The following is a 23,205-nucleotide window of genomic DNA, read 5'->3' as shown; positions in this document are numbered from 1 at the left end:
TGATATTACTGATTACTATAGTGAGGAACTTATATAGAAAATATATTATATATATGCTTCTAACTAGACATTATTAATTAAAGATATAGTTTTCTATAAAAATTATATAAAAGATTATAAATGTAATAACTTAATTAGAACATATATATCTATTTAAAATTAAATTTTACATTAAAAAATTAACTAATATATTTGATAATTTAGGAGGAATTTAATATGTTTGGAATTTTTAAAAAAGAAGATACAAAAGTTATAAATGTAAATGATATAGACAATTTAATAGGGAAAATAGATTTGATTGATATTAGAGAAGAATATGAATATAAAAATGGAAGTATAAAAACTGCAAAAAATATTCCAATGGGAGAGTTGTTAAATGAACCTAGTAAATATTTAAAGAAAAATAAAGAGTATTACATAATGTGTCAATCAGGAGGAAGAAGTGCAAGAACTTGTAGTAATCTTGTAAAACAAGGATTTGATGTTATTAACGTTTCAGGCGGAGTTGGTTCATATTTAGGAACAAACAAAATTAAATAGTTTTTAGAAAGTTTTTAAGATTTTAAACTAAAAACATTTAATTATTATATCGACATTTTCAAGTAAAAAAGAATTGGTTAACTATTTTGTTATAGTACAGAAAAAATCTAGTTTAAGAATATTAAATTTAGTTAAGTATTTTATAATTTCATTAGGAGGATAATGATTGTGAAGAAAAAAATATTAATAGTAGGTGGAGTTGCAGGGGGAGCATCAGCAGCAGCTAGACTTAGAAGAAACAGTGAAGAAGATGAAATAATAATGTTTGAAAAAGGGCCACACGTATCTTTTTCAAATTGTGCTTTACCATATCATTTAAGTGGAAAAATAGATGAAGCAGATAAATTAGTATTAATGAGTCCAGAAAAGTTTTTAACTCAATATAAAATTGAAGCAAGAGTTAATAATGAAGTTATTTCAATAGATAGAGAAAATAAATATATAGACGTTAAAGATTTAGTAACAGAAGAAATTTATAAAGAAAAATATGATAAGCTGATTTTATCACCAGGGGCTAAACCTATTTTACCTAATATTCCAGGAATTGAAGATGTTAATGTATTTACAATAAGAAATGTTGTAGATATAGATAAATTAAATAGATTTATTAAATCTATAAATACTAAAGATATAGCTGTTATTGGTGGGGGATACATAGGTGTCGAAGTAGCTGAAAACTTAAGAGAAGCAGGATATAATGTATCATTAATAGAAGCAACTAATCAAATATTAAAACCATTTGATTATGATATGGTACAAATTTTTCATAAAGAAATATATGATAATGGAATAAATTTAATAGTTGGAGATAAGGTTGAAAAATTTGAAAAAGATAAGGTTGTTTTATCATCAGGGAAAAAGATAAATGCTAATGTTGTAGTTATGGCAATAGGTGTAACTCCGGAAATAAACTTAGCAAAAGAATCAGGATTAGAAATTGGAGAAACTGGAGCTATAAAAGTTGATAAAAATTATAAAACAAATGATGATGATATATATGCAGTAGGTGATGCAATAGAAGTTTATAATGAACTTACTCATTCTATGACTAAATTATCTCTAGCTGGACCAGCACAAAAAGCAGCAAGAACAGTAGCTGATAAGATAAATAATAAGCTTACATTAAATAAAGGGTATATAGGTTCATCTGCAATAAAAGTATTTGATTATAATGGAGCATCAACTGGTTTAAATGAATCTTTAATAAAGGCTAATAATATGAAAATTAATTATGATATTGTAAGAGTGATACTTAATGATAAAGTAGGGATTATGCCAGGTTCTTCACCAATGCATTTTAAATTATTGTATGAAGTTCCAACAGGAAAAATTTTAGGTGCTCAAGCTATTGGTAAAGGGGATGCGACAAAGAGAATAGATGTAATTGCAACTGCTATAAAATTTGGTGCAACTGTAGATGATTTAAAAGATTTAGAATTATGTTATGCACCACCATTTTCAACAGCAAAAGATGTTGTTAATTATGCAGGTTATGTTGGATCGAACCTTTTAAATAGAGATTTTAAACAAGTAAATATAGATAAGGTAAGAGAACTTGTAGAAAATAATTCTTATATAGTTGATGTTAGAGAAAGAGGAGAATATGCAAATGGACATATTAAAGGTGCTCAAAATATACCTTTAAGCGAACTAAGAGAAAGAATAAATGAAATTCCAAAAGATAAGCCAGTATATCTTCATTGCAGAACAGGACAAAGAAGTTATAATGCTGCTTTAGCACTTCAAAATTTAGGATTTAATAATGTGTGTAATATAACAGGAAGTTTTTTAGGAATATCATTATATGAATACTTTAATGATAAAACCATGAATAGAGAAAGTATAGTTACAGAATATAATTTCAGATAAATATTATAGAAAAGACTATATAATGTAATAACTTAATTAAAACATAAAATCTAAAGAATAAAAAGAAAATATATTCGCCTACCAGATTTTTCTCACATACGTTCGAAAACCTAGATGCGTAAAAAAAATCGACGGCTCCACAGTCGCTTTGGCGATTTTTTTATATAATAAATATAAATATTAAATAAAGTTTTAAAGAACTTTCTTATTTAAATATATTTTTGGAAGAAAGTAAGGATAAAGTTATATTAAAATATAAGGAATATGGAAGAAAATAAATTAAAAGATTCTAAAAGATGCAACATTTTCCCTATGCGAATTGTGTTATAAGTGAAGGAGGAAATAACAAAGCAGAAAATATTAAAGTAAATATATATAATTTAAATTAGGGAGATGATTTTAATGAAAGCAATAAAAAGAATTTTAGGGAGTATGTTGGCTTTAACAATAATTATGGGGGTACCGCAATATGTATCAGCTAATGAAATGATAACATCAAATCAAGAAATTATTCAAATACCAAAGTTTGTACAAGTATGGGGAAATGTTAAAGAAAAAGATGAGAATAGAATTCATATTAAAAATTCAAGTAATGTAAATAATGATATTATATTAAATATATCAGAAGAAACTAAAATAATTGATGCAGTTAGTGGACTACCAGTTAATATTAAAGATATAACAGGTAATGAAACTATTTATGCTTATATTAGTCCAGTAATGACATTAAGTTTACCACCTATGACTAATGCTAAAGTGATTATGGTAAATATACCTCAAGATTATGCAGTTCCTAGATATATAGAAGTTGAATCTGTAAATAAGAATGATGATGGAAGTGTAACAGTTACAAGCGAAGACGGATATCTACAAGCTACCTTAGATAAAGATACTAATATATTTCCTTATTTAACAAAGAATATTGTAACTATTGATAATATAAAACCAGGTTCAACTTTGGTTTTATGGGATAGAATAGAACAAGGTGGCATACAAACAATGCAACTTCCGGAAAGAGTTAAAATAGATAAATGTTTACTTATGCCTTATGAATATAGTGGATTAATCAAAGCTTCAACTAATAAGTTAAATATAAATGGAGATGATATTAATTTAAATTCAAATGAAACTCCATTCATGCAAGAAGATAAGTTAATGCTTCCTTTAAAAGTAATTGCAGAAAAACTTGGATATAATGTTAGTATAAATGAAAATACAGATGTGATTACAATTACAAAAGAAGGGGCAAAACCTTATACTGTGACTATTAATAATGATATGGTAAATATAGAAGATACTAATTATTATTTAAGCAGTAAAACTATATTAAAAGATGGAACTATTTTTGTGAGTTCAGATTTATTTAATTTAGCTCAAAATGCAAAAGTTATAGCAGAATAGAATTTATATAATAATTAATTAGAGGTATTAGTAAGTTTTTTATTAATACCTTTTATTATGTACTAAAATTAATATAAAAAGCTTAAAAATAAAAGTCGAAATTTAAAATATATATGTTTTTTACATAAAAAATGGTATAATTTTGTCGTAAAGTAAATTTTTTTATAAATAATGAAGTTTAAATAAAAAAGGAGAAGGAAAAATAAAATGAAATATTTTTTAAACTTAAGTGTAAAGAAAAAACTTATAGTATCATTTTTTGTGATTTGTATTTTTACAATTTTAATAGGAGTGGAAGGCGTATTAGGTTCAGCTAAAATAAGTAATGCTTCTAATAATATGTATAACAGTTATATAATAGCTATCAACGATTTAGAAGAAGTTAAAGTAAACTTGAATGAAATTAGATTTAATATAGGTTTAATGCTTTTTGAAAGAGAAAGATCAAATTTAAATGAACAAACAAAAATTATAGAGGATTTAACAAATGAAAATATAAGATTACAAAATGAATATTGTAATACACCAGTGGAATTAAATTCTGATATAGCAAAAGAAGAAGATAGAATTTATAATAATTTTTCTAATGAATTATCAAAGTATAGAGAAATACGTAATAAAATCATTGATCTTGTTAAGGAAGAAAACTATGATGAAGCAATAAAAATTACTAATTCAGATTTACAATCACTAAAGGCTACAATGTTTAATGAGTTAGATAAACTTATTTCTATGAATAAAGGATTAGCTAAGGAAGCTAATGAAAACAATCAATCTCAATTTAATAGAGTAATGTATTCAACAATATTTTATACATCTTTAATATTTGTCATAATACTTGTTATTGCATACATATTAAGTAAAAATATAATGAATCAGTTAAATAAAATAAAAGATTTTGGAAGCAGAATATCTTCTTATGATTTTTCTACTCCAATTACTATTATAAGTAAAGACGAATTTGGACAAACTGGTATAGCTTTAAATAATGCACAAGAAAATGTAAGTAATTTGGTAAAAGTAATTATGGAAAATTCTGAAGAGATAAGTGCATCTTCAGAGGAGCTTTCAGCAACAGTACAAGAATTATCTTCAAAGGCTATAACTATAGATGAAGCTGTAGATAATATTGCTTTAGAAATGCAAGAATCTAGTGATACATCACAGGAGATAAGTGCATCAGTTGAAGAGGTCGATTCAAGTATAAATATTCTTTCTTCTAAAGCAGTAGATGGAAGTAATAATGCAAATCAATCTAAAGAAAGAGCTATAAAAGTTAAAAATGACAGTCAAAATGCAATAAAAGAAACTCAAAAAGTATATGAAGAAAAACAAGATAAAATGTTAAAAGCTATTGAAGATGAAAAAGTAGTAGATAGTATAAAGGTAATGGCAGACACTATAGGAGGTATAGCGGAGCAAACAAATTTACTTGCATTAAATGCTGCAATAGAGGCTGCAAGGGCAGGGGAAGCAGGAAAAGGCTTTGCAGTGGTAGCAGAGGAAGTACGAAAACTTGCAGAACAATCATCACAAGCAGTAATAAATATTCAAGATACTATTATTAAAGTTCAGCAAGCCTTTAAAAGTAGTATTGATACAGGTAATGACATATTAGAATTTATAAATATACAAGTGTATGAACAATTTGATGAGTATGGAAAAACAGGGAATCAGTATTATGAGGATTCTGATTTTGTGAGCAAAATGTCTGATGAATTTGCTATTATGTCTAAGGAAATAACAAATACAGTTGGACAAGTAAGTAAAGCTATTGAAGATATGTCTCAGGCTTCACAAAAGTCAAATGAAGAGGCTGTTATAATAAAAGAGAGTATGGATGAAGTTACTAATTCTATAAAACAAGTAGCAGTAACCGCTCAAGGTCAAGCAGAACTTGCACAAAAACTTAATGGGATAGTTCAAAAATTTAAAATATAATAAAGACTAGTAAATATATTATATAGAATAGATTTTATTAACAAATACTATGTGACACATTTAATTATAGCCATAGAAGAAGGAGATAGTGTTATAAATATGAATAACTTTTGACAAATAAATTTCTTTGAATTATAATAATGTTTATTAATTAATAATTAACATGATATAACAACTATGCTCGACAAGAAAATTATTATGTCTATAATTATTTAGAAGAATTATTTATCATATAATAGTGCAAATAATGTTAGTAAAAGATATATTTTTATATAAAAAATAACAATATATTAGTAATATAATATATTAAATGTGATTAAGTCACTTAAATAATATGAAAATATAAGTATAATTAAAAATAAGAAACACAAATTAAAATATATACTAAAATATGAATTGGAGGATTAATGATGGCTAAAATTATAAATAGTAATGAATTTATTGAACAAGTAGATAATAATAAAGGTGTAGTTGTAGTAGACTTTTTTGCAACTTGGTGTGCTCCTTGTAAGATGTTAGCACCAATATTTGAGGAGGTAGGTAATGAATTTAACGAGAAAGCTAAATTTTTTAAGTTAGATGTAGATCAAAGTGGGGATATAGCTCAAAAGTATGGAGTTTTTTCGATACCAACTATAATTATATTTAAAGATGGAGAACCTGTAGAAAACTTAGCAGGTTTTATGCCAAAAGAAAATATAATAAATAAAATAGAGGCACATTTATAAGAATGTTTGAAGGATTAGTATCTTCAAATAATATAAGTTTTTTTCTAGTTTTTTTAGAAGGGATACTTTCATTTTTATCACCATGTGTTTTACCATTAATACCTATATATATAGGGTATTTAGCTGGAAATTCAAAGCAAGAAAATAATGATGGGACAATTGTTTATAAGAGAAAAAAGGTTTTGTTACACACAATATTTTTTGTATTAGGAATTTCAACTGCATTCTTTATATTAGGATTATCTTTTACTGCTATAGGAACATTTTTTAATAATAATAGAGTTACATTTAGTAAAATTGGTGGAATAATAATAATTGTTTTAGGCTTATTCCAGATTGGGATTTTTGAATTTAGATTTTTACAAAGAGAGCGTAAAATTAATTTAAATTTAAGAAAAAAGGAAATAAACCCATTAATGGCTTATTTAATGGGTTTTACATTTAGTTTTGCATGGACACCTTGTGTTGGACCAGCATTATCATCAGTTTTAATTCTTTCTTCAAGTGCTCAAAGTACTATTATAGGAAATATATTAGTTTTAATATATACTTTAGGTTTTGTAATACCATTTTTAATTCTTGGAATATTTACAACTCAGGCTTTAAATTTCATAAAGAAAAATAAAAAAATAATGAAATATACAATAAAAGCTGGTGGAATTATAATGATAATTATGGGAGTTATGACTTTTACAGGATTGTTAAATAATCTTACAGGATATTTAAATAGAGGATTAGAATCTAAAAATAATACAATATCTTCTGAAAACAAAGATAACAATATAGAAGAAAAATATGAATCAGAGCAAGAAAACTATAAAAATAATAATTCAAACAATAAGGAGCTTATAGATGCTTTAGATTTTAAATTAACAGATCAATATGGAAACATTCATAAGTTATCAGATTATAAAGGAAAAACAGTATTTTTGAATTTTTGGGCAACATGGTGTCCTCCATGTCGTATGGAAATGCCACATATAGAAGAATTATATAAAGAATTTAATTATAATAAAGATGATATTATAATTATAGGTTTAGCGCAGCCGGGTGGAGATGAAAAAGATATAAATGGAATTAAAAACTTCTTAAATGAACAAAAGTTCACATTCCCAGTTGTTTTTGATGAAAGTGGAAAAGTATTCAATGATTATCACATAAATTCATTGCCTACAACATTTATGATCAATAAAGAAGGAAAAATTTATGGCTATGTAAGTGGTGCTTTAAGTAAAGAGCAAATGGAAAGTATTATAGATCAAACACAACAAAATAACTATTAGTGTAAATGGAACCACTCAAGTATAAAAGCTTGGGTGGTTTTTTATTTTTAAAAAAATTATAAAAATTAAAATTTGTATATAACTTATATGAAAATGTGATTCATAAAGAGAGTAGATAACTTAAGGAATAAAAAATAATCATATGTTCACAATTAGTCCTGTACTAGCTTTGGAAATTAGTGAATTGATAAAAAATTTCATGTGATTAAGTTACATAAATATATAACAGATTAATTTATAATAAATATATAGAAACAAAGAAGTAACTAATATATAGAATTAAATTGAAAAAATAATGTTTTGAATTATCAATAAACAGATAAGATTAAATATAAATTTTAATGTCAAAAAACATTTTATATAAAATAGATTTTTAGGAGGAAATAACATATGAAAAATCTTTGTAATAATAGAACTAGCTACATCATTAGATGTTTTTTATGAGTGAGAAAGTTACAGATAAATATAAATTTATTTAATAAAATAAATAAAGATTAACTAATAAGATTTACAAAGGAACAAAAAAATTAATTTAAGATAATGTGTAAATTGGAGGAATTTTAATGGACAAGTTTTTAAAATTATGGAAAAAATATTCGTTTATAATGTTAATAGCTTTTATATTATTAGGTTTAATTGATTTAAGATTTGCTTTATTAGCTGTTGTATGTATGATTGCACCAATAATTGTTTCAATTTTTAAAGGAAGGTTCTGGTGCGGAAATTTATGTCCAAGAGGAAATTTTTATGATAATATAGTTTCTAAATTTAGTAATAAAAGAAAAGTACCTAAATTTTTAAAATCTTATTATTTTAGATCTATAGTAGTTGTAGTTATGATGTCTATGTTTGGTATGGGAATTAAACAAAACTTAGGAAACTTATATGGTATTGGTATGGTATTTTATAGAATGATTGTTGTAACAACTATAATTGGTATAGTATTATCTTTAGTTTATAATCATAGAACTTGGTGTCATTTTTGTCCTATGGGAACTATAGCATCAGTTATATCAAAGTTTAGAAAAAATAAAAAAGTATTACAAGTAGCATCTTCATGTGTATCTTGTAAAGTATGTGAAAAGCATTGTTCTTTAGGAATAGTCCCTTATGAATACAAAGGTGATATATTAAATCATCCTGATTGTATACAATGTGGTAAATGTGCAATAGCATGCCATAAAAAAGCAATAGGATATGATAAAATTACTTTAAAATAAGTATATGTTTTAAGTGAATATTTACATTGTAGTATAAAGAATATTTTAAATGATAGGATAAAATAAAGTAAGTAAAAAAGAGAAGGTTAAAATTTTGTAACCTTCTCTTTTATAAATTGTATATTGTAAAATGTTAAGTGAAATATGATGTTTTCACTTTTTTATATTATTATTTTAAACTTCAGGTTCAACTGATTTTTTTGGATATAATGTTGTACCCCATATTGAGATTTTTCTTTCTTTTACTAGTGGTATATTTTCAGCATCTATAACTTGTCTCCACCATTCCCATGCAAGGCCTGTACATTCCCAAGCTTTAACACAAATGTTTCTTGCATTTCCTTTTAAGTAGATTTCAGTATTAAAATGTGCTGTTCTATCTTTATCACTTCCAGACCAAACTTTATGTTCTATTATTTCATTCCCATTTTTGTCATAGTTTACTTCATCCCATGTAACTTCAAATTGAGCAACATAAGCTCCACTATGATCAAGAACTATTTTTCCACTAGTATATTCTGTAGCTGTTGTTTCTACATATTCTGTTTTGTTGTTTATAGATGCAATACTATTATCCTTTAAAAATGTACTTGTATATGAAATTGGATAACCAGGATTTTTAGGACTATATACTGAATTATCTTGTATAATGTTTCTAATTTCATTAAAGTCTTTAGAGATTACTTTTGTATGTTCTTTAGCTCCACCACCAAGAACAGTAGCTGTAAATGAACTTTGATCTAATATATCTTGATATTCAGCATTAGCTTTAATATCTTGATTAGAGATTAATGCTTTAAATGCAGATTTTACATTTGCACTTTTAGAAGTTGTTTCAAGTTTTACATAAATTGTTCTACCATATGCTACATTTGAAACATAAGCAGGTGGATTATTCTTATTTACTCCTTTTAATGATAATTCATTAAAAGTTACACCATCACCAAAGAAATCAGATGGATGTTCAGGTGCATCTACACTTACAGTATAAAAAATTTGTTTATAGGCAACTATCATAGCTTGTTTTTCACCTTTAAATATAGAGTCAAAATCTATATTTAATGATTTACCTAAAATATTAAAATTACATCCAAACATAGTAGATAATTGAGATTTACTATATACCATAGAATCAGAATAACTCATTCTTGTAGGGATAGTATATCTAGATGAATATTTAGTATTCCAAGTATCTAATAGAGAATTTATTGAAGCATTAACACTAGAATATGTTGGAGAATTAACAACTTTCTTGCCATCTTCCCCCATACCAGGTAAGTCAACACTTATTGTTACAGGTTTTCTTTTACAAGAAACTAAATTCGGTTTATTTTCTACAAGATTTCTATTTGCAAGTTGTATTGCACCAGGATATGTTCTATCATTTACTGAATCTATAATAGAAATATCAGAAGTAGAATCTGAAATATGTTTTTTTTCTCTTTTTACTACAATATATTTATTAGGATTTTCAAATCCCTCAGCTGGAACAAAACTTTCAACTGAATCTCCATTATATGATAAAATTTCATTTGGATCATAAGATAGACCATAAATATTTTTATCAATATCATTAAGATCATTTTCTAAAGTAGCTCTTATAATAGGAGTATTTTCTACAATAGGTTCTTCTATTGTTTCTACAGCTTGTACATTATCAGGATTTAATAAATTTTCGTCTATTTCTGTAGCTTCACTTACTACATTTTCTTCAGTAGTTTTTTCGGTTAAATTAGTAGCTTTTTTTTCTTCGTTTTTTATTTCAGCATTATTAGAGGTTAAGGTCTCATTATTAGGTGTTTCTACTGAAGTATTTTTTTCATTTGTATTTGCCAATAAAATATTATTTTTTGAATTACAATTAACAAATACATTCAGAAGCATAACAACTAATAATCCCTGTGCTAATGAGGCCAAAATTTTTTTAGTAGTTTTCATTTTATATTCCCCCCTATAACATTATATGTTCTGTTAATTATGTGAGATTTAAAAGTATTTAGTTTCAAATTAAAGCATTTTTTTACAAATTTCGCATAAACACTAGAACAGTTTAAATAATAATATATTTATTGGGATAAAGCAACTATTTACTTATATTTTCACATATACTAAAAAATATTCTAATAATACTAAAAATTTAATAGATACAATATATATATACAATTAAAAAAATAATCCTTAAGTTACTAATATTAGTACTATTTATAATAAAGTGTTATGCAAATATTAATAAGGAATGATGTAAAATAAGAAAACAAATAAGTAAAAAATAACATTAAAAATAGAACTATCAGATATAATCCAATAGTTCTATTTTGATGTTATAATTAAAGATAATCTTTAGCTAAAGCCAATATGTGATTATAAATTAAAAATATTGATTATTTCATATTTGCTAAAGTTTCTTCCATATTAGTAAAATCTTTATTAATAGATTCATCTGGTTTTTTGGTCATAAGACTAACAACTATAATAGAGATAAGAGATAGCAAAAATCCTGGAATCATCTCATATATATAGCCAGATAAACCTGAAACAATCCATATTATTACTGTTAATCCACCAACAATCATTCCAGATAAGGCACCCCATTTAGTCATTCTCTTCCAATAGAGGCTTAATAAAAGTACTGGACCAAAAGATGAACCAAAGCCAGCCCATGCCTGCCCAACTATATCAAGTATAGTTTTATTTGGTAAGTATGCAAGCACTGTTGCAAATGCTGAAACTATTAAGACTGATAATCTTCCTATGAACATTTGTTGTTTTTCAGAAGCTTTTTTATTAAAAAATGTTAAGTAAAAATCTTTTGTAATAGAACTTGAACAAACTAAAAGTTGAGATGAAATAGTGCTCATAATTGCAGCAAGTACTGCAGCAAGTATTATTCCTGTAATAAATGGATGAAATAGAATATCACCAAGACGTAGAAAAACTGTCTCAGGATCACTTAATGGACTTTTATGTTCAGTAAAGTATACAAGGCCAGTAAGACCACTTGCAACAGCACCTAAAAGACCTATAGCCATCCAACTAATACCTATTCTTCTTGCAGATTTTAATTCTTTTGGTGATTTAATTGCCATAAAACGGACGATAATATGTGGTTGACCAAAATATCCAAGTCCCCAAGCTAAAAAGCTGATAATAGTAGCTAAACTCGTTCCCTTAAATATATCAAACAATGATGGATCAATATCTTTTACTTTATTTACAAAAGTACCAGGATCTACCCCCAAGTTCATAAATGTTACAACAGGCACCATAATTAATGTAATAAACATTAGAGTTCCTTGGAAAAAATCTGTAAGACTTACAGCTAAAAAACCGCCAAAGTATGTATATAGGATAACCACCGCTAAGGTAACTACTACACCCATTGTATATGTTAAGCCAAAAGTATCTAAAAATAATTTACCACCAGCTACAATTCCTGAAGAAACATAAAGTACGAAAAAAACGAGTATTATTATACCTGATATAAGTCTAAGCATGTTAGAAGTATCTTTAAAACGGTTTTCTAGATAATCTGGAACTGTCAACGAATCATTTGCAACTTCTGTATAGACTCTAAACCTTGGAGCTAATAAAAAGTAGTTTAAATAAGCTCCAATTGTTAATCCTATTCCAAGCCAAAGACTAGAGATTCCAGTTAAATAAACTGCACCAGGAAGCCCCATAATCATCCAACCACTCATATCACTTGCACCAGCAGATAATGCTGTAACTACGGGGCCTAAACCTCTACCACCAAGCATATAATCAGAAATATTAGATGTTTTTTTGTAAGAATAATAACCTATCGAAAGCAATATAAATATGTATGCTGCAATAGCTATAACGGACCATAGTTCCATATAAAATTCTCCTTTCAAATGTTTTTAATAGTATTTTAAAAGAAAATATATAAGTTCTAATAAAGTTTGTTTATTAATTTAATTAGAAAATATATATTAAATTAATAGATTTCTTTTAAAAATGATAAGAATATATTAACATAATAATAAAAATGCTACAATTAATTAATTTTATCATAATATTTTACTAAAGGTTATTTATAATACAATAAAACATTAATTTAGTATCTAGTTGTATAAAAAAATAAAAATCATACAAAATAAATCTAGGAGGTGTTTATTTTGCAAATAGTTTTAACTCAAAAAGAAAGAATGTTATTACAGGATCAAAAAAGTCATGAACAAATTTGTATAGATAAGTATTCTAATTATGCAAATCAAGCAACAGATATGCAATTACAACAGATTTGTAAAACAAATGAACAAATTGAAAGGACTCATCTTAACACTATTAATCAATTGTTAAGTGGTACTATTCCTCAAATGAATCAACAACAAAATCAAAATTCTGGGCAAAATATGAATCAACAACAAAATCAAAATCCTGCTTCAACTATGAATAATGCTCAAGCAACACAAAATAATTTATCTGATAAGGATATATGCTCAGATTTATTAATGACAGAAAAATATGTTTCAGGTACTTATGATACTTCAGTTTTTGAATTTAGAGATACTCAAGTACGTGATATATTAAATCATATACAAAAAGAAGAACAAAAACATGGAGAATCTATCTTTAAGTATATGGAGAGCAAAGGAATGTATAATGTTCAATAATTCCTAAACTCTTGATAAAAACACAAAAGTATATTTTTTTACTTTTGTGTTTTTATTTTATGATTTAGAGTTCAGAAAACTACTTGCTAAGCGGGTGATTCTGACTTTTTTATAATATTTATTTATGTATGTAAGTATTATTAATTACTAAATAAGATATTATTAAATAGCAAATAATATTAACTAATTAAAACAAAAATTATGATAATGTGGAATTATATTAAAAATAAATTAATAAAAATTATAAAAAATGTTAAAATTTAAACAATTTTTGCAACAAAATCTAAGGATATGTAGGAAGTTTATATTAGATTGTCCAGTTATCAACTATATATTTTAGTAAAACTTTTAATTATAATAAGGTCATGAAGTTGAGAAACATAAAACAAGCAACAACTTCAAACCTTAAAATAATAAATAAAGTAATTTTAAGAATTACTAAATTTAAAGAAAAAGGAGAATTAATATGAATAGAAAGAAGTTTATGATAATTTTATCTATAGTTAGTACATTATTAATTGGAGGAACAGCAGCTTTTGCAGGTATTACAAATGCAAATACAGAAACAATAAATACAACAGCTGTACAAGCTACTAAAGATAATACAGAATCTCAAGATACAAATACAGAAACTAATCAAGTAGCTCCATCAAATAATGATCAAAAAGTAGAATCTACAGATGCATCAGTGCCACAAACGAATAATGAAGTAACTAAAGCAGATACAGAAGTTAACAACCCAAAAGTAGAAGCTAAGAGTGATAATAAAGCAACAGTAAATTCAAGTAAAAATGAAGTGAAATCTGAAAAGTCTAAGAATAATTCTGATAATTCTTGTACAAATGGATCATGTAATACAGATTGTACAAATGGATCATGCAATAGTAATTGTACAACTTCTTGCACAGACGGTTCATGCAACAGTAATTGTACAACCTCTTGTACAAATGGGTCATGTAATACTAATTGTACAAATTCAGAAAATAATTGTGCTAATGGCGGAAATCAATGTCCAAACGTTAAAGTTATAGAAAGCCAAAATGCATCTAACGTAAATGGAGCTTGTCAAGGGGCTTGCCCAACACAACAAACAATACAAAGTTGTCCAAATGCAAAATAAAATAATTAATTAAAAATACTTAAGTTAAACTCTCTGTTAAGTAGACGTAGTTAAAAAACTATGTTTACTTAACAGAGTTTTTTACTTTTTAGTAAATTATAATGAAGTAAAAATTGTGAATAACTGAAATTATATTTTATTTAAGGGTTAGGAAATAAAATATGAAAAATAAAAATAAAATATATTTTTATTAGTTTTTTATGTAAAATTTTAGTTATATATAATTATATCAAATATAAAAAAATTAAATTATGTAATTTATATTATATGAAGATAACTTTTAGAAATTAGTAATAAAGAAGTTTTTGTAGATGCTATAATAACATCTATAAATTATAGAATAATATGTTATAATAGGTTATATTTGTATTAAGTAGTATAGAAATTTATTGATATACATTTATAAGAATAAAAAAGATGTCTTTAACTTCAAAGATGTAATAATATAAAAAAAGGGATTTATAACAAAAACTATAAAATTACTTAATAATATTAATATTAAATGTTTTAATTAAGTTAATACATTTATAATCTTTTATATATCTTTAATTTTTGCCCCACATATTTTTGAAAAGGGTATTTTTATGAACATAATAAATTTTGACAAGATTAAGTTATATAAAAATAAATAAATTTTTATATTTTGATTAAGTAAACATAATATATGTACTAGGACATATATTTTTATTTAAATAAAAGACTATAATAAGAGGGGTGAGATTATGAAAACAATTGTTAATTCTGGAGTTATAGTACAAGCCTATAATAATAATATAGTTTCTATTAGAATGGATGGAAAAGAAAAAATATTGTTTTCTAGAGGTATTGGATTTGGTAAAAAGTTTGGAGATAAGATTAAAGCCGGAACTGAGGTAGAAAAAATATTTGTTATTGAAGATGAAGATAATTTAAGAAATTTTAAACAAGTAATTGAAAAAGTTGATGAGGACTTTTTAACTGTGTGTGAAAGAATAATAATTTTAATATCAGAAGAATTAAATGAGGAGTTAGATGAAAGAATTCATATAGGGTTAACAGATCATTTATATTATGCTATAAAAAGAATTAAAAATAATGAAATAATTGAAAATCCATTTCTTATGGAGATTAAAGTTCTTTATCAAAGAGAATATATTTTAGCTAAAAAAGCAGCTAAGATATTAAATAATGAAATGGATATAATGATACCAGATGATGAAATTGGAATGATAGCATTACATATTCATTCAGCAAGAAACTCAGGGAATTTATCCAATACTATAAAAAATGCTTATTTAATTAATATGATAATTGAATATGTAGAAAAAAAGTTAAAAATAAAAATAGATAAAAATTCTCTTGATTATGCGAGATTTGCTACTCATGTAAGGTTTGCAATTAGGAGAATGTTAGTGGATTCTCCGGCGAAAAATGATTTTATAAGGGAAATAAAATGTAAATATAGATTATCATATAGTATATCAAAAGATGTATCTAAGATATTAGAAAAAAGATTAGAAAAAAATGTGTCAGAAGATGAGATTGCTTATTTAGCAATGCATATAGAAAGATTTAGAGTATGTACTATTAAAAATACTTAAAATAGATTTATTGTATAAAAAAGTAATATAAAATAAAAAAAGTATTGATTACGATTACAAAATGTGGTATTATAAAAACATAGAAAAAATGATAAATATAGGAAACTATTATTGGCGTGTCACCGATTAAATTCGAGCATCAGCTGAAAAGGATAACTTTTGTTTGTTCTTTTCAGCTTTTTTTGTGTAAAAAATTAATTAGAATATTAAAAATGCATTTTTAAAATAAATTAAAAAATTAAAGGGGAATTTTATTATGATGAAGTATTTACAAAAATTAGGGAAATCTTTAATGCTTCCAGTAGCTATTTTACCAGTTGCAAGTATTTTGCTTGGTGTTGGTTATTGGATTGACCCTACTGGATGGGGAGCAAATAATTTAATAGCAGCTTTTTTGGTAAAAGCCGGTAGTGCAATAATTGATTCTAATCATATGGGATTATTATTTGCGATTGGTGTAGCAGTAGGTATGTCAGATGATAATGATGGTACTGCAGGGCTTGCAGGCCTTGTTGCATGGCTTATGATTACAGTTTTATTATCTCCAGCTGCCGTAGCAATGTTTAAACATATTGATGTGGCAACAGTGCCAGCAGCTTTTACTAAGATTGAGACACAATTTATAGGAATTTTATCAGGTTTAATTGGTGCCAATTGCTATAATAAGTTTAAAAATACTAGATTACCAGATGCTTTTGCATTTTTTAGTGGAAAAAGATGCGTTGCTATAGTAACAGCATTAGAATCAATTGTTGCAGCTATAATATTATTCTTTATATGGCCTTTTGTTTATGGAGCTTTAGTAGCTTTTGGTAAATCAATTATATCTACAGGTGCTATTGGCTCTGGTATATATGCCTTCTTTAATAGATTGTTAATACCAACAGGTCTTCACCATGCACTTAATTCTGTATTCTGGTTTGATGTAGCTGGAATTAATGATATTGGTAATTTCTGGGGAGGAACTGGAACAAAAGGAGTAACTGGTATGTATATGACTGGATTCTTCCCTGTAATGATGTTTGGTTTACCTGCAGGTGCTTTAGCTATGTATCATACAGCTAAAGACAATAAGAAAAAAGTAGTATATGGTTTATTATTAGCAGCAGGTTTTTCTTCTTTCTTTACAGGTGTAACAGAACCATTAGAATTTGCATTTATGTTTTTAGCACCAACATTATATTTAATTCACGCTGGATTGATGGGGATTTCTGTAGCTGTATGTACATTATTACCAGTAAGATCAGGATTTAATTTTAGTGGTGGATTCATAGATTGGGTATTAAGTTTCAAAGCTCCTATGGCTTTAAATCCGCTTTTAATAATTCCAATTGGTTTAGTATTCGCTATTATTTACTATGTAGTATTCCGTTTTGCAATTGTAAAATTTAATTTAAAGACACCTGGTAGAGAAGATGATGATGATGAAAATGAAGAATTAGATGCAATACTTTCAAACAATGATTTTACAGAAGTAGCTTCTATAATCTTAAAAGGTGTTGGAGGAAAAGAGAATGTAACATCTATTGACAATTGTGTTACTAGATTACGTTTAGAAATTAAAGATCAATCAAGAGTAAATGAAAAAGTTATTAAATCTGCAGGAATATCAGGAATAATTAGACCTGGTAAAACAAGCTTACAAGTTATTGTAGGTACACAAGTACAGTTCGTAGCAGATGAATTTAAAAAGTTATGTAGATAAAATAGTTTAATTAATACTTTATGAAATTATAAAAAGATTATTTATTAGGCACTTGCTAAATTAAATTTTAAAAGTATAAAAGAATTTAATTTAAGTAAGTGCTTTTTATATTTGTATAATTTCAATTGTTGGATCAGCAGCATTAATAACAGTATTATTTATTATAGCATTATGTGTTTTGGGTAAAAATTTTCTAGCTAAATAAAGTTATAATAAACACTTTAATTAAATTTATAAGATTTGTTGACAAATTTCGAGTATGTTAATATACTAAGATAGAAGATTATAATAATTGAATAAAATCGGTAGGTGAGGTTACCATAGGGATACGGGTTGCTGCCGCGGAGTAGTGGAGACACTATGAGAAGGTTAGCAGGATACGTCGAGCTTAAGGCGTATTCTAATGCAATTTCATTGCCCTATGAAGCTAAAGCTTGAACGGAAGATTTATTTATAACGTGTATTTTATATCCTCGTTCAGTTTTAGCTGAGCGAGGATTTTTTGTTATTTTTTAAGTGAGGTGATTATAAGTGGAACCAGGAAGTAGTATTGGGATAGACGGGGGTTATCCCAGAAAGAAATATTTTTTTGAAAAGATGAACAATGTAGAAAACAAAATTTACATTAAAATATTATTTCAATATTTATTAACTAGGTTCTACTTATTTTATAATTTCAGAATTATATTTCTTAAAGTAGATAATCTTTAGTAGAGATTAAAAGCCATAAATTTTTACTTATGTCTATTCCAATACCCTATAAAATCTAATTATACAGGGGGAATAGAAGATGAAGTTTATTAGAAATAAAGAGAATTTTAATAAATCAATTATAGAAAAAAATATTAATAAAGATAAAATATCTAACAAATTACTTCAATTTGGATTATTTGAAAAAAATGATATGTTAAAAAAACTTAATACTAGAATTGAGGGACTTACAGATGAAGAAGCTGAAAAAAGATTAGATGAATATGGTTATAATGAAATAAATCATGCTAATGAAGAAACTTTAATTAAAAAATTAATTAGTGCATTTATCAATCCATTTTCTGTAGTACTAATTTTACTTGCAATAGTTTCATTTATTACAGATTATGTCATTGCTTCTTCAGAAGATAGAAGCCTAAAAACAGTAATTATTATAGGAGCAATGGTTACAATAAGTGGAAGCCTTAGATTTATTCAAGAAGGTAGATCTAATAAGGCAGGGGAAAAATTAAAGGCTATGATTAAAACTACTGCAATGGTATTACGAAATGGAATTTCAAAAGAAATTTCTATATCTGAACTAGTTCCAGGAGATGTAATAAAACTTGCAGCAGGTGATATGATTCCAGCAGATGTAAGAATAATATATGCGAAAGATTTATTTGTTAGTCAATCTTCAATGACAGGAGAATCTGAACCAGTTGAAAAACATGGTGAAGTACATCAAGCTACAAAAAGAAAAAATGTATCAAGCCATTTAGAATTAGAAAATTTAGCTTATATGGGAACAAATGTTATTAGTGGAGCAGCTACAGCAATTATTATTTCAACAGGAAATAACACATGCCTTGGCACTATGGCAGATTCAATTACAGAAAAAAGAGAAGCTACAAGTTTTGATAAAGGTGTAAATTCTGTAAGTTGGGTATTAATTAGGTTTATGGCATGTATGGTACCAGTTGTATTTATAATAAATGGAATAACAAAAGGAGATTGGCTTCAAGCATTTTTATTTTCATTATCAGTAGCAGTTGGACTTACACCAGAAATGCTTCCAATGATCGTTACTACAAACCTTGCAAAAGGTGCGGTAATGATGTCAAAGCACAAAACAATAGTAAAAAACTTAAATTCAATTCAAAATTTTGGTGCAATGGATGTTTTATGTACAGATAAAACAGGAACTCTTACAGAGGATAAAATTATTTTAGAACGTCATCTTGATATTCATGGAAATGAAGATGTTAGAGTATTAAGACATGGATATTTGAATAGTTATTTTCAAACTGGACTTAAAAATTTACTTGATATAGCAATACTTGAACATGGAGATGAAGAGGGCTTTTCAAATTTAAAAACAATGTATAAGAAAGTAGATGAAATTCCATTTGATTTTGCACGTCGTAGAATGTCAGTAGTGCTAGAAGATAAAAATGGGAAAACTCAGCTAATTACTAAAGGCGCGGTAGAAGAAATGCTATCTATATGTACTTTTGCAGAATATAGAGGTGATGTAGTTGAGCTTACAGACGAGGTAAAATGTGAAATACTTGAAACTGTAGATGAACTTAATGCAAGTGGAATGAGAGTTGTTGCAGTAGCTCAAAAAACAAATCCTTCACCAGAAGGAGTATTCTCTATAAAAGATGAATCAGAAATGGTTCTAATGGGTTATATTGGATTCTTAGATCCACCAAAGGAATCATCAACTGAGGCAATAAAGGCTTTGCATGAATATGGAGTAGAGGTTAAAGTACTAACAGGAGATAATGAAAAAGTAACAAAATATGTTTGTAATAAAGTTGGTATTCCTACAAATGAGATACTTTTAGGGTCAGATATTGAGAGCATGACTGACTTACAGTTAAAAGAAGCTGTTGAGAAAATTAATATATTTGCTAAATTATCTCCACAACAAAAATCTAGAGTAGTGTCAATTTTAAGAGATAATGGACATGTTGTAGGCTTCATGGGAGATGGAATTAATGATGCACCTGCAATGAGAAAAGCTGATGTTGGAATTTCAGTGGATACTGCTGTTGATATAGCAAAAGAATCAGCAGATATTATTCTTCTTGAGAAAGATTTAATGGTACTTGAAAGTGGTGTGATTGAAGGTCGTAGAACCTTTGCTAATATTATTAAATATATTAAAATGACTGCAAGCTCTAATTTCGGAAATATGTTTAGTGTACTAGTTGCTTGTGCCTTTTTACCTTTTTTACCAATGCTACCTGTTCAAATTTTAGTGTTAAATCTTATTTATGATATTTCATGTATATCAATTCCATGGGATAATGTAGATTCAGATTATCTAAAAAAACCACGTAAATGGGATGCATCTTCAATTGGAAGCTTTATGCGCTGGATAGGACCAACAAGTTCAGTATTTGATATTACAACTTACATTCTTATGTTTTTTGTAATATGTCCAGCAGTTTGTGGTGGAAGCTATGGTTCATCAGGGGTGGATAATGTAATGTTTATGGCATTATTTAATGCTGGATGGTTTGTTGAATCATTATGGTCACAAACTCTTGTAATTCATATGATAAGAACTCCTAAAATCCCATTTATTCAAAGTAGAGCGTCTTTACCAATATTAATTCTTACAACAATTGCTATTTTAGTAGGAACAATAATTCCTTATACCAATTTTGGAAGAATGATTGGAATGTCACCTATGCCTGCAGTATACTTTTTATGGTTAGGAAGTATTATATTTGCCTATATGATTTTGGTAACAATACTAAAAAAATTATATATAAGAAGGTATGGTGAATTTTTATAGAATATAGGAAATTAAATATGTTTATATTTTTAGTTTAAGAATATAAAAGCTATTATATTAGGCACTTACTAAGTTGAATTTTTTGCACTATGTTAAATTGGCAGAAAATTAAATTAAAGTAAGTGCCTTTTTATTGTCTACTATACAAATTAATTAATATTACTTATAAATTCCGAAAAACTATAATATTAATTATATAATGCTGTTTAAAACATAGATTAAAATTAAAGATATTAAGTAATTAATTTTAAAATGCCGATTTTTTAAGTGAAATTACATTAATTCAAATAGTAAATAATATTTGAAATTATATTTCATTAAAATGTAAAAATATTGACACTATATTCCAAGAAGTATATACTGGAATTATAAGGGAATGGGAGGGATTTTAATGGACAAGATTAATCTTGAAAGTTTAATTACCGAAAGCATTAATGTCAACACAGTTAATATAGACAAGGTATCAACTTTTGAAATATTAAAAATGATTAATGAAGAAGATAAAAAGGTTGCTAGTGCAGTTGAAAAAGAAATACCACAAATAGAAATAGCAGTTGATAAAATAACAGAAGCTTTAAAAAAAGGTGGAAGGCTAATATATATAGGTGCTGGAACTAGTGGCAGATTAGGAGTTTTAGATGCAGTAGAATGTTTGCCAACGTATGGAGTATCTGATGAAATGGTACATGCTATCATGGCTGGTGGAAAAGATGCTATGTTTAAGGCAAAAGAAGGTATAGAAGATAGTAAAGAAGAATGTAAAAATGATTTAAAAGCCATAAGTTTTTCAAATAAAGACGTATTAGTTGGAATAGCAGCAAGTGGAAGAACACCATATGTTATAGGTGGAATTGAGTATGCAAAGAAGTTAGGAGCAGTATCGATAGCAGTTACATGTAATAAAGATTCAGATTTATCGAAGTATGCAGATATTGTGATAGAAGCAGTTACAGGCCCAGAAGTTGTAACGGGATCTACTAGAATGAAGGCAGGAAGCGCTCAAAAAATGATATTAAATATGTTATCTACTGCATCAATGATAAAAATTGGAAAAGTTTATAATAATCTAATGGTTGATGTAAAAGCATCAAATCTTAAACTTGTTGAAAGAGCTAAAAGAATAGTTATGATGGCTACAAATGTTTCTAGAGATGTAGCAGAACAATATTTAAAAGAAACTGATTATGATGTTAAATTGTCTATTTTCATGATTGAAAGTGGTTTGGATAAAGTCTCAGCTAAGGAATTATTAAATAAAAATCAAGGGTATATATATAAAGCTTTAGAAAACGTTTAAATTATAAATTCTTAAGGGTTAATAAATAAAATAATATATATAAATAATGGAGGGTAATTTTATGAAAGTTTTAATGGTATGTTCAGGTGGAATGTCTAGTGCAATAGTGGTAGAGGCAATTAAAAAAGAAGCGGATAAAGAAGGTTTTGCTTTAGAAATTAAAGCTGTTGGTACAGGTGAATTTTATGATGAAATCAAAGATGGAAATTATGATCTAGCATTAGTGGCTCCTCAAGTAAGACATAGATTGAGTACATTTAAAGAACAAGCAGCTGAATTTGATTTAGCTATAGATACTATTGTTCCAATGGGATACACTCCACTAGGTGGTGCAAAAGTTCTTGCACAAATAAAAAAATATGCTAAGTAAAATAAAAATAAT

Annotated in this window: 16 protein-coding genes and 1 riboswitch; of the genes, 14 read left to right on the top strand and 2 right to left on the bottom strand. The window is 26.5% G+C overall.

Features of this window, described 5'->3' with window-relative positions:
- Window positions 1–216 precede the first annotated feature (216 nt).
- The 7 genes from ACYUET_RS17920 to ACYUET_RS17890 all read left to right on the top strand — a co-directional run bounded on the left by ACYUET_RS17920 (window position 217) and on the right by ACYUET_RS17890 (window position 8,982).
- On the top strand, window positions 217–540 hold the full coding sequence (locus ACYUET_RS17920) for a rhodanese-like domain-containing protein (protein ID WP_460281887.1): 324 nt from the start codon (window positions 217–219) through the stop codon (window positions 538–540).
- Window positions 541–708: 168 nt separating this feature from the next.
- A complete protein-coding gene (locus ACYUET_RS17915; RefSeq protein WP_460281885.1) occupies window positions 709–2,409 on the top strand; it encodes an FAD-dependent oxidoreductase in 1,701 nt (566 codons plus the stop codon).
- 402 nt (window positions 2,410–2,811) lie between these two features.
- Window positions 2,812–3,810, top strand: coding sequence for a stalk domain-containing protein (locus ACYUET_RS17910; RefSeq protein WP_460281883.1), 999 nt, complete (start codon window positions 2,812–2,814; stop codon window positions 3,808–3,810).
- 207 nt (window positions 3,811–4,017) lie between these two features.
- Window positions 4,018–5,751, top strand: a complete 1,734-nt coding sequence (locus ACYUET_RS17905; protein WP_460281881.1) for a methyl-accepting chemotaxis protein — start codon at window positions 4,018–4,020, stop codon at window positions 5,749–5,751.
- A 410-nt stretch (window positions 5,752–6,161) separates the two neighbouring features.
- Complete coding sequence (gene trxA / locus ACYUET_RS17900) at window positions 6,162–6,479, top strand: thioredoxin (RefSeq protein WP_460281880.1); 318 nt, start codon at window positions 6,162–6,164, stop codon at window positions 6,477–6,479.
- A gap of 2 nt (window positions 6,480–6,481) precedes the next feature.
- The gene (locus ACYUET_RS17895; protein ID WP_460281878.1) at window positions 6,482–7,762 is read left to right on the top strand and encodes a redoxin domain-containing protein; all 1,281 of its coding nucleotides are present in this window, start codon (window positions 6,482–6,484) and stop codon (window positions 7,760–7,762) included.
- A gap of 563 nt (window positions 7,763–8,325) precedes the next feature.
- The gene (locus ACYUET_RS17890; protein WP_460281876.1) at window positions 8,326–8,982 is read left to right on the top strand and encodes a 4Fe-4S binding protein; all 657 of its coding nucleotides are present in this window, start codon (window positions 8,326–8,328) and stop codon (window positions 8,980–8,982) included.
- Between the two features lie 174 nt (window positions 8,983–9,156).
- Here the strand turns inward: ACYUET_RS17890 and ACYUET_RS17885 are convergent, their stop codons facing one another.
- Together ACYUET_RS17885 and putP are read right to left on the bottom strand one after the other, a co-directional pair.
- Window positions 9,157–10,920: a thiol-activated cytolysin family protein gene (locus ACYUET_RS17885; RefSeq protein WP_460281874.1), complete on the bottom strand. Its 1,764-nt coding sequence runs from the start codon at window positions 10,918–10,920 to the stop codon at window positions 9,157–9,159.
- A 443-nt stretch (window positions 10,921–11,363) separates the two neighbouring features.
- Complete coding sequence (putP, locus tag ACYUET_RS17880) at window positions 11,364–12,839, bottom strand: sodium/proline symporter PutP (RefSeq protein ID WP_460281872.1); 1,476 nt, start codon at window positions 12,837–12,839, stop codon at window positions 11,364–11,366.
- Between the two features lie 282 nt (window positions 12,840–13,121).
- Here putP and ACYUET_RS17875 point away from each other — a divergent pair, with 282 nt between their 5' ends.
- The 7 genes from ACYUET_RS17875 (at window position 13,122) to ACYUET_RS17845 (ending at window position 23,193) form a co-directional block, all read left to right on the top strand.
- Window positions 13,122–13,619, top strand: a complete 498-nt coding sequence (locus ACYUET_RS17875) for a spore coat protein (protein WP_460281870.1) — start codon at window positions 13,122–13,124, stop codon at window positions 13,617–13,619.
- A gap of 466 nt (window positions 13,620–14,085) precedes the next feature.
- Window positions 14,086–14,739, top strand: a complete 654-nt coding sequence (locus ACYUET_RS17870) for a hypothetical protein (protein WP_460281868.1) — start codon at window positions 14,086–14,088, stop codon at window positions 14,737–14,739.
- Window positions 14,740–15,461: 722 nt separating this feature from the next.
- Window positions 15,462–16,319 carry a PRD domain-containing protein gene (locus tag ACYUET_RS17865; RefSeq protein ID WP_460281866.1) on the top strand — a complete coding sequence of 286 codons (858 nt, stop codon included), beginning with the start codon at window positions 15,462–15,464 and terminating at the stop codon, window positions 16,317–16,319.
- Window positions 16,320–16,575: 256 nt separating this feature from the next.
- Window positions 16,576–18,024: an N-acetylglucosamine-specific PTS transporter subunit IIBC gene (gene nagE, locus ACYUET_RS17860; RefSeq protein WP_460281864.1), complete on the top strand. Its 1,449-nt coding sequence runs from the start codon at window positions 16,576–16,578 to the stop codon at window positions 18,022–18,024.
- Between the two features lie 294 nt (window positions 18,025–18,318).
- Window positions 18,319–18,478, top strand: a riboswitch (M-box (ykoK) riboswitch).
- Window positions 18,479–18,814: 336 nt separating this feature from the next.
- Window positions 18,815–21,526 (top strand): magnesium-translocating P-type ATPase, encoded by a 2,712-nt coding sequence (gene mgtA / locus ACYUET_RS17855; protein ID WP_460281862.1) that lies wholly within the window; start codon window positions 18,815–18,817, stop codon window positions 21,524–21,526.
- Window positions 21,527–21,917: 391 nt separating this feature from the next.
- Entirely contained in the window at window positions 21,918–22,823 is a 906-nt protein-coding gene (gene murQ / locus ACYUET_RS17850; RefSeq protein WP_460281860.1) for an N-acetylmuramic acid 6-phosphate etherase, read from the top strand.
- A 61-nt stretch (window positions 22,824–22,884) separates the two neighbouring features.
- Entirely contained in the window at window positions 22,885–23,193 is a 309-nt protein-coding gene (locus tag ACYUET_RS17845) for a PTS sugar transporter subunit IIB (protein ID WP_460281858.1), read from the top strand.
- Window positions 23,194–23,205 lie beyond the last annotated feature (12 nt).

It is taken from the genome of Clostridium sp. CTA-5, from assembly GCF_054768135.1.
The sequence above is the reverse complement of the archived record's forward strand: the minus strand, read 5'-3'. Positions and strand labels throughout refer to the sequence as shown.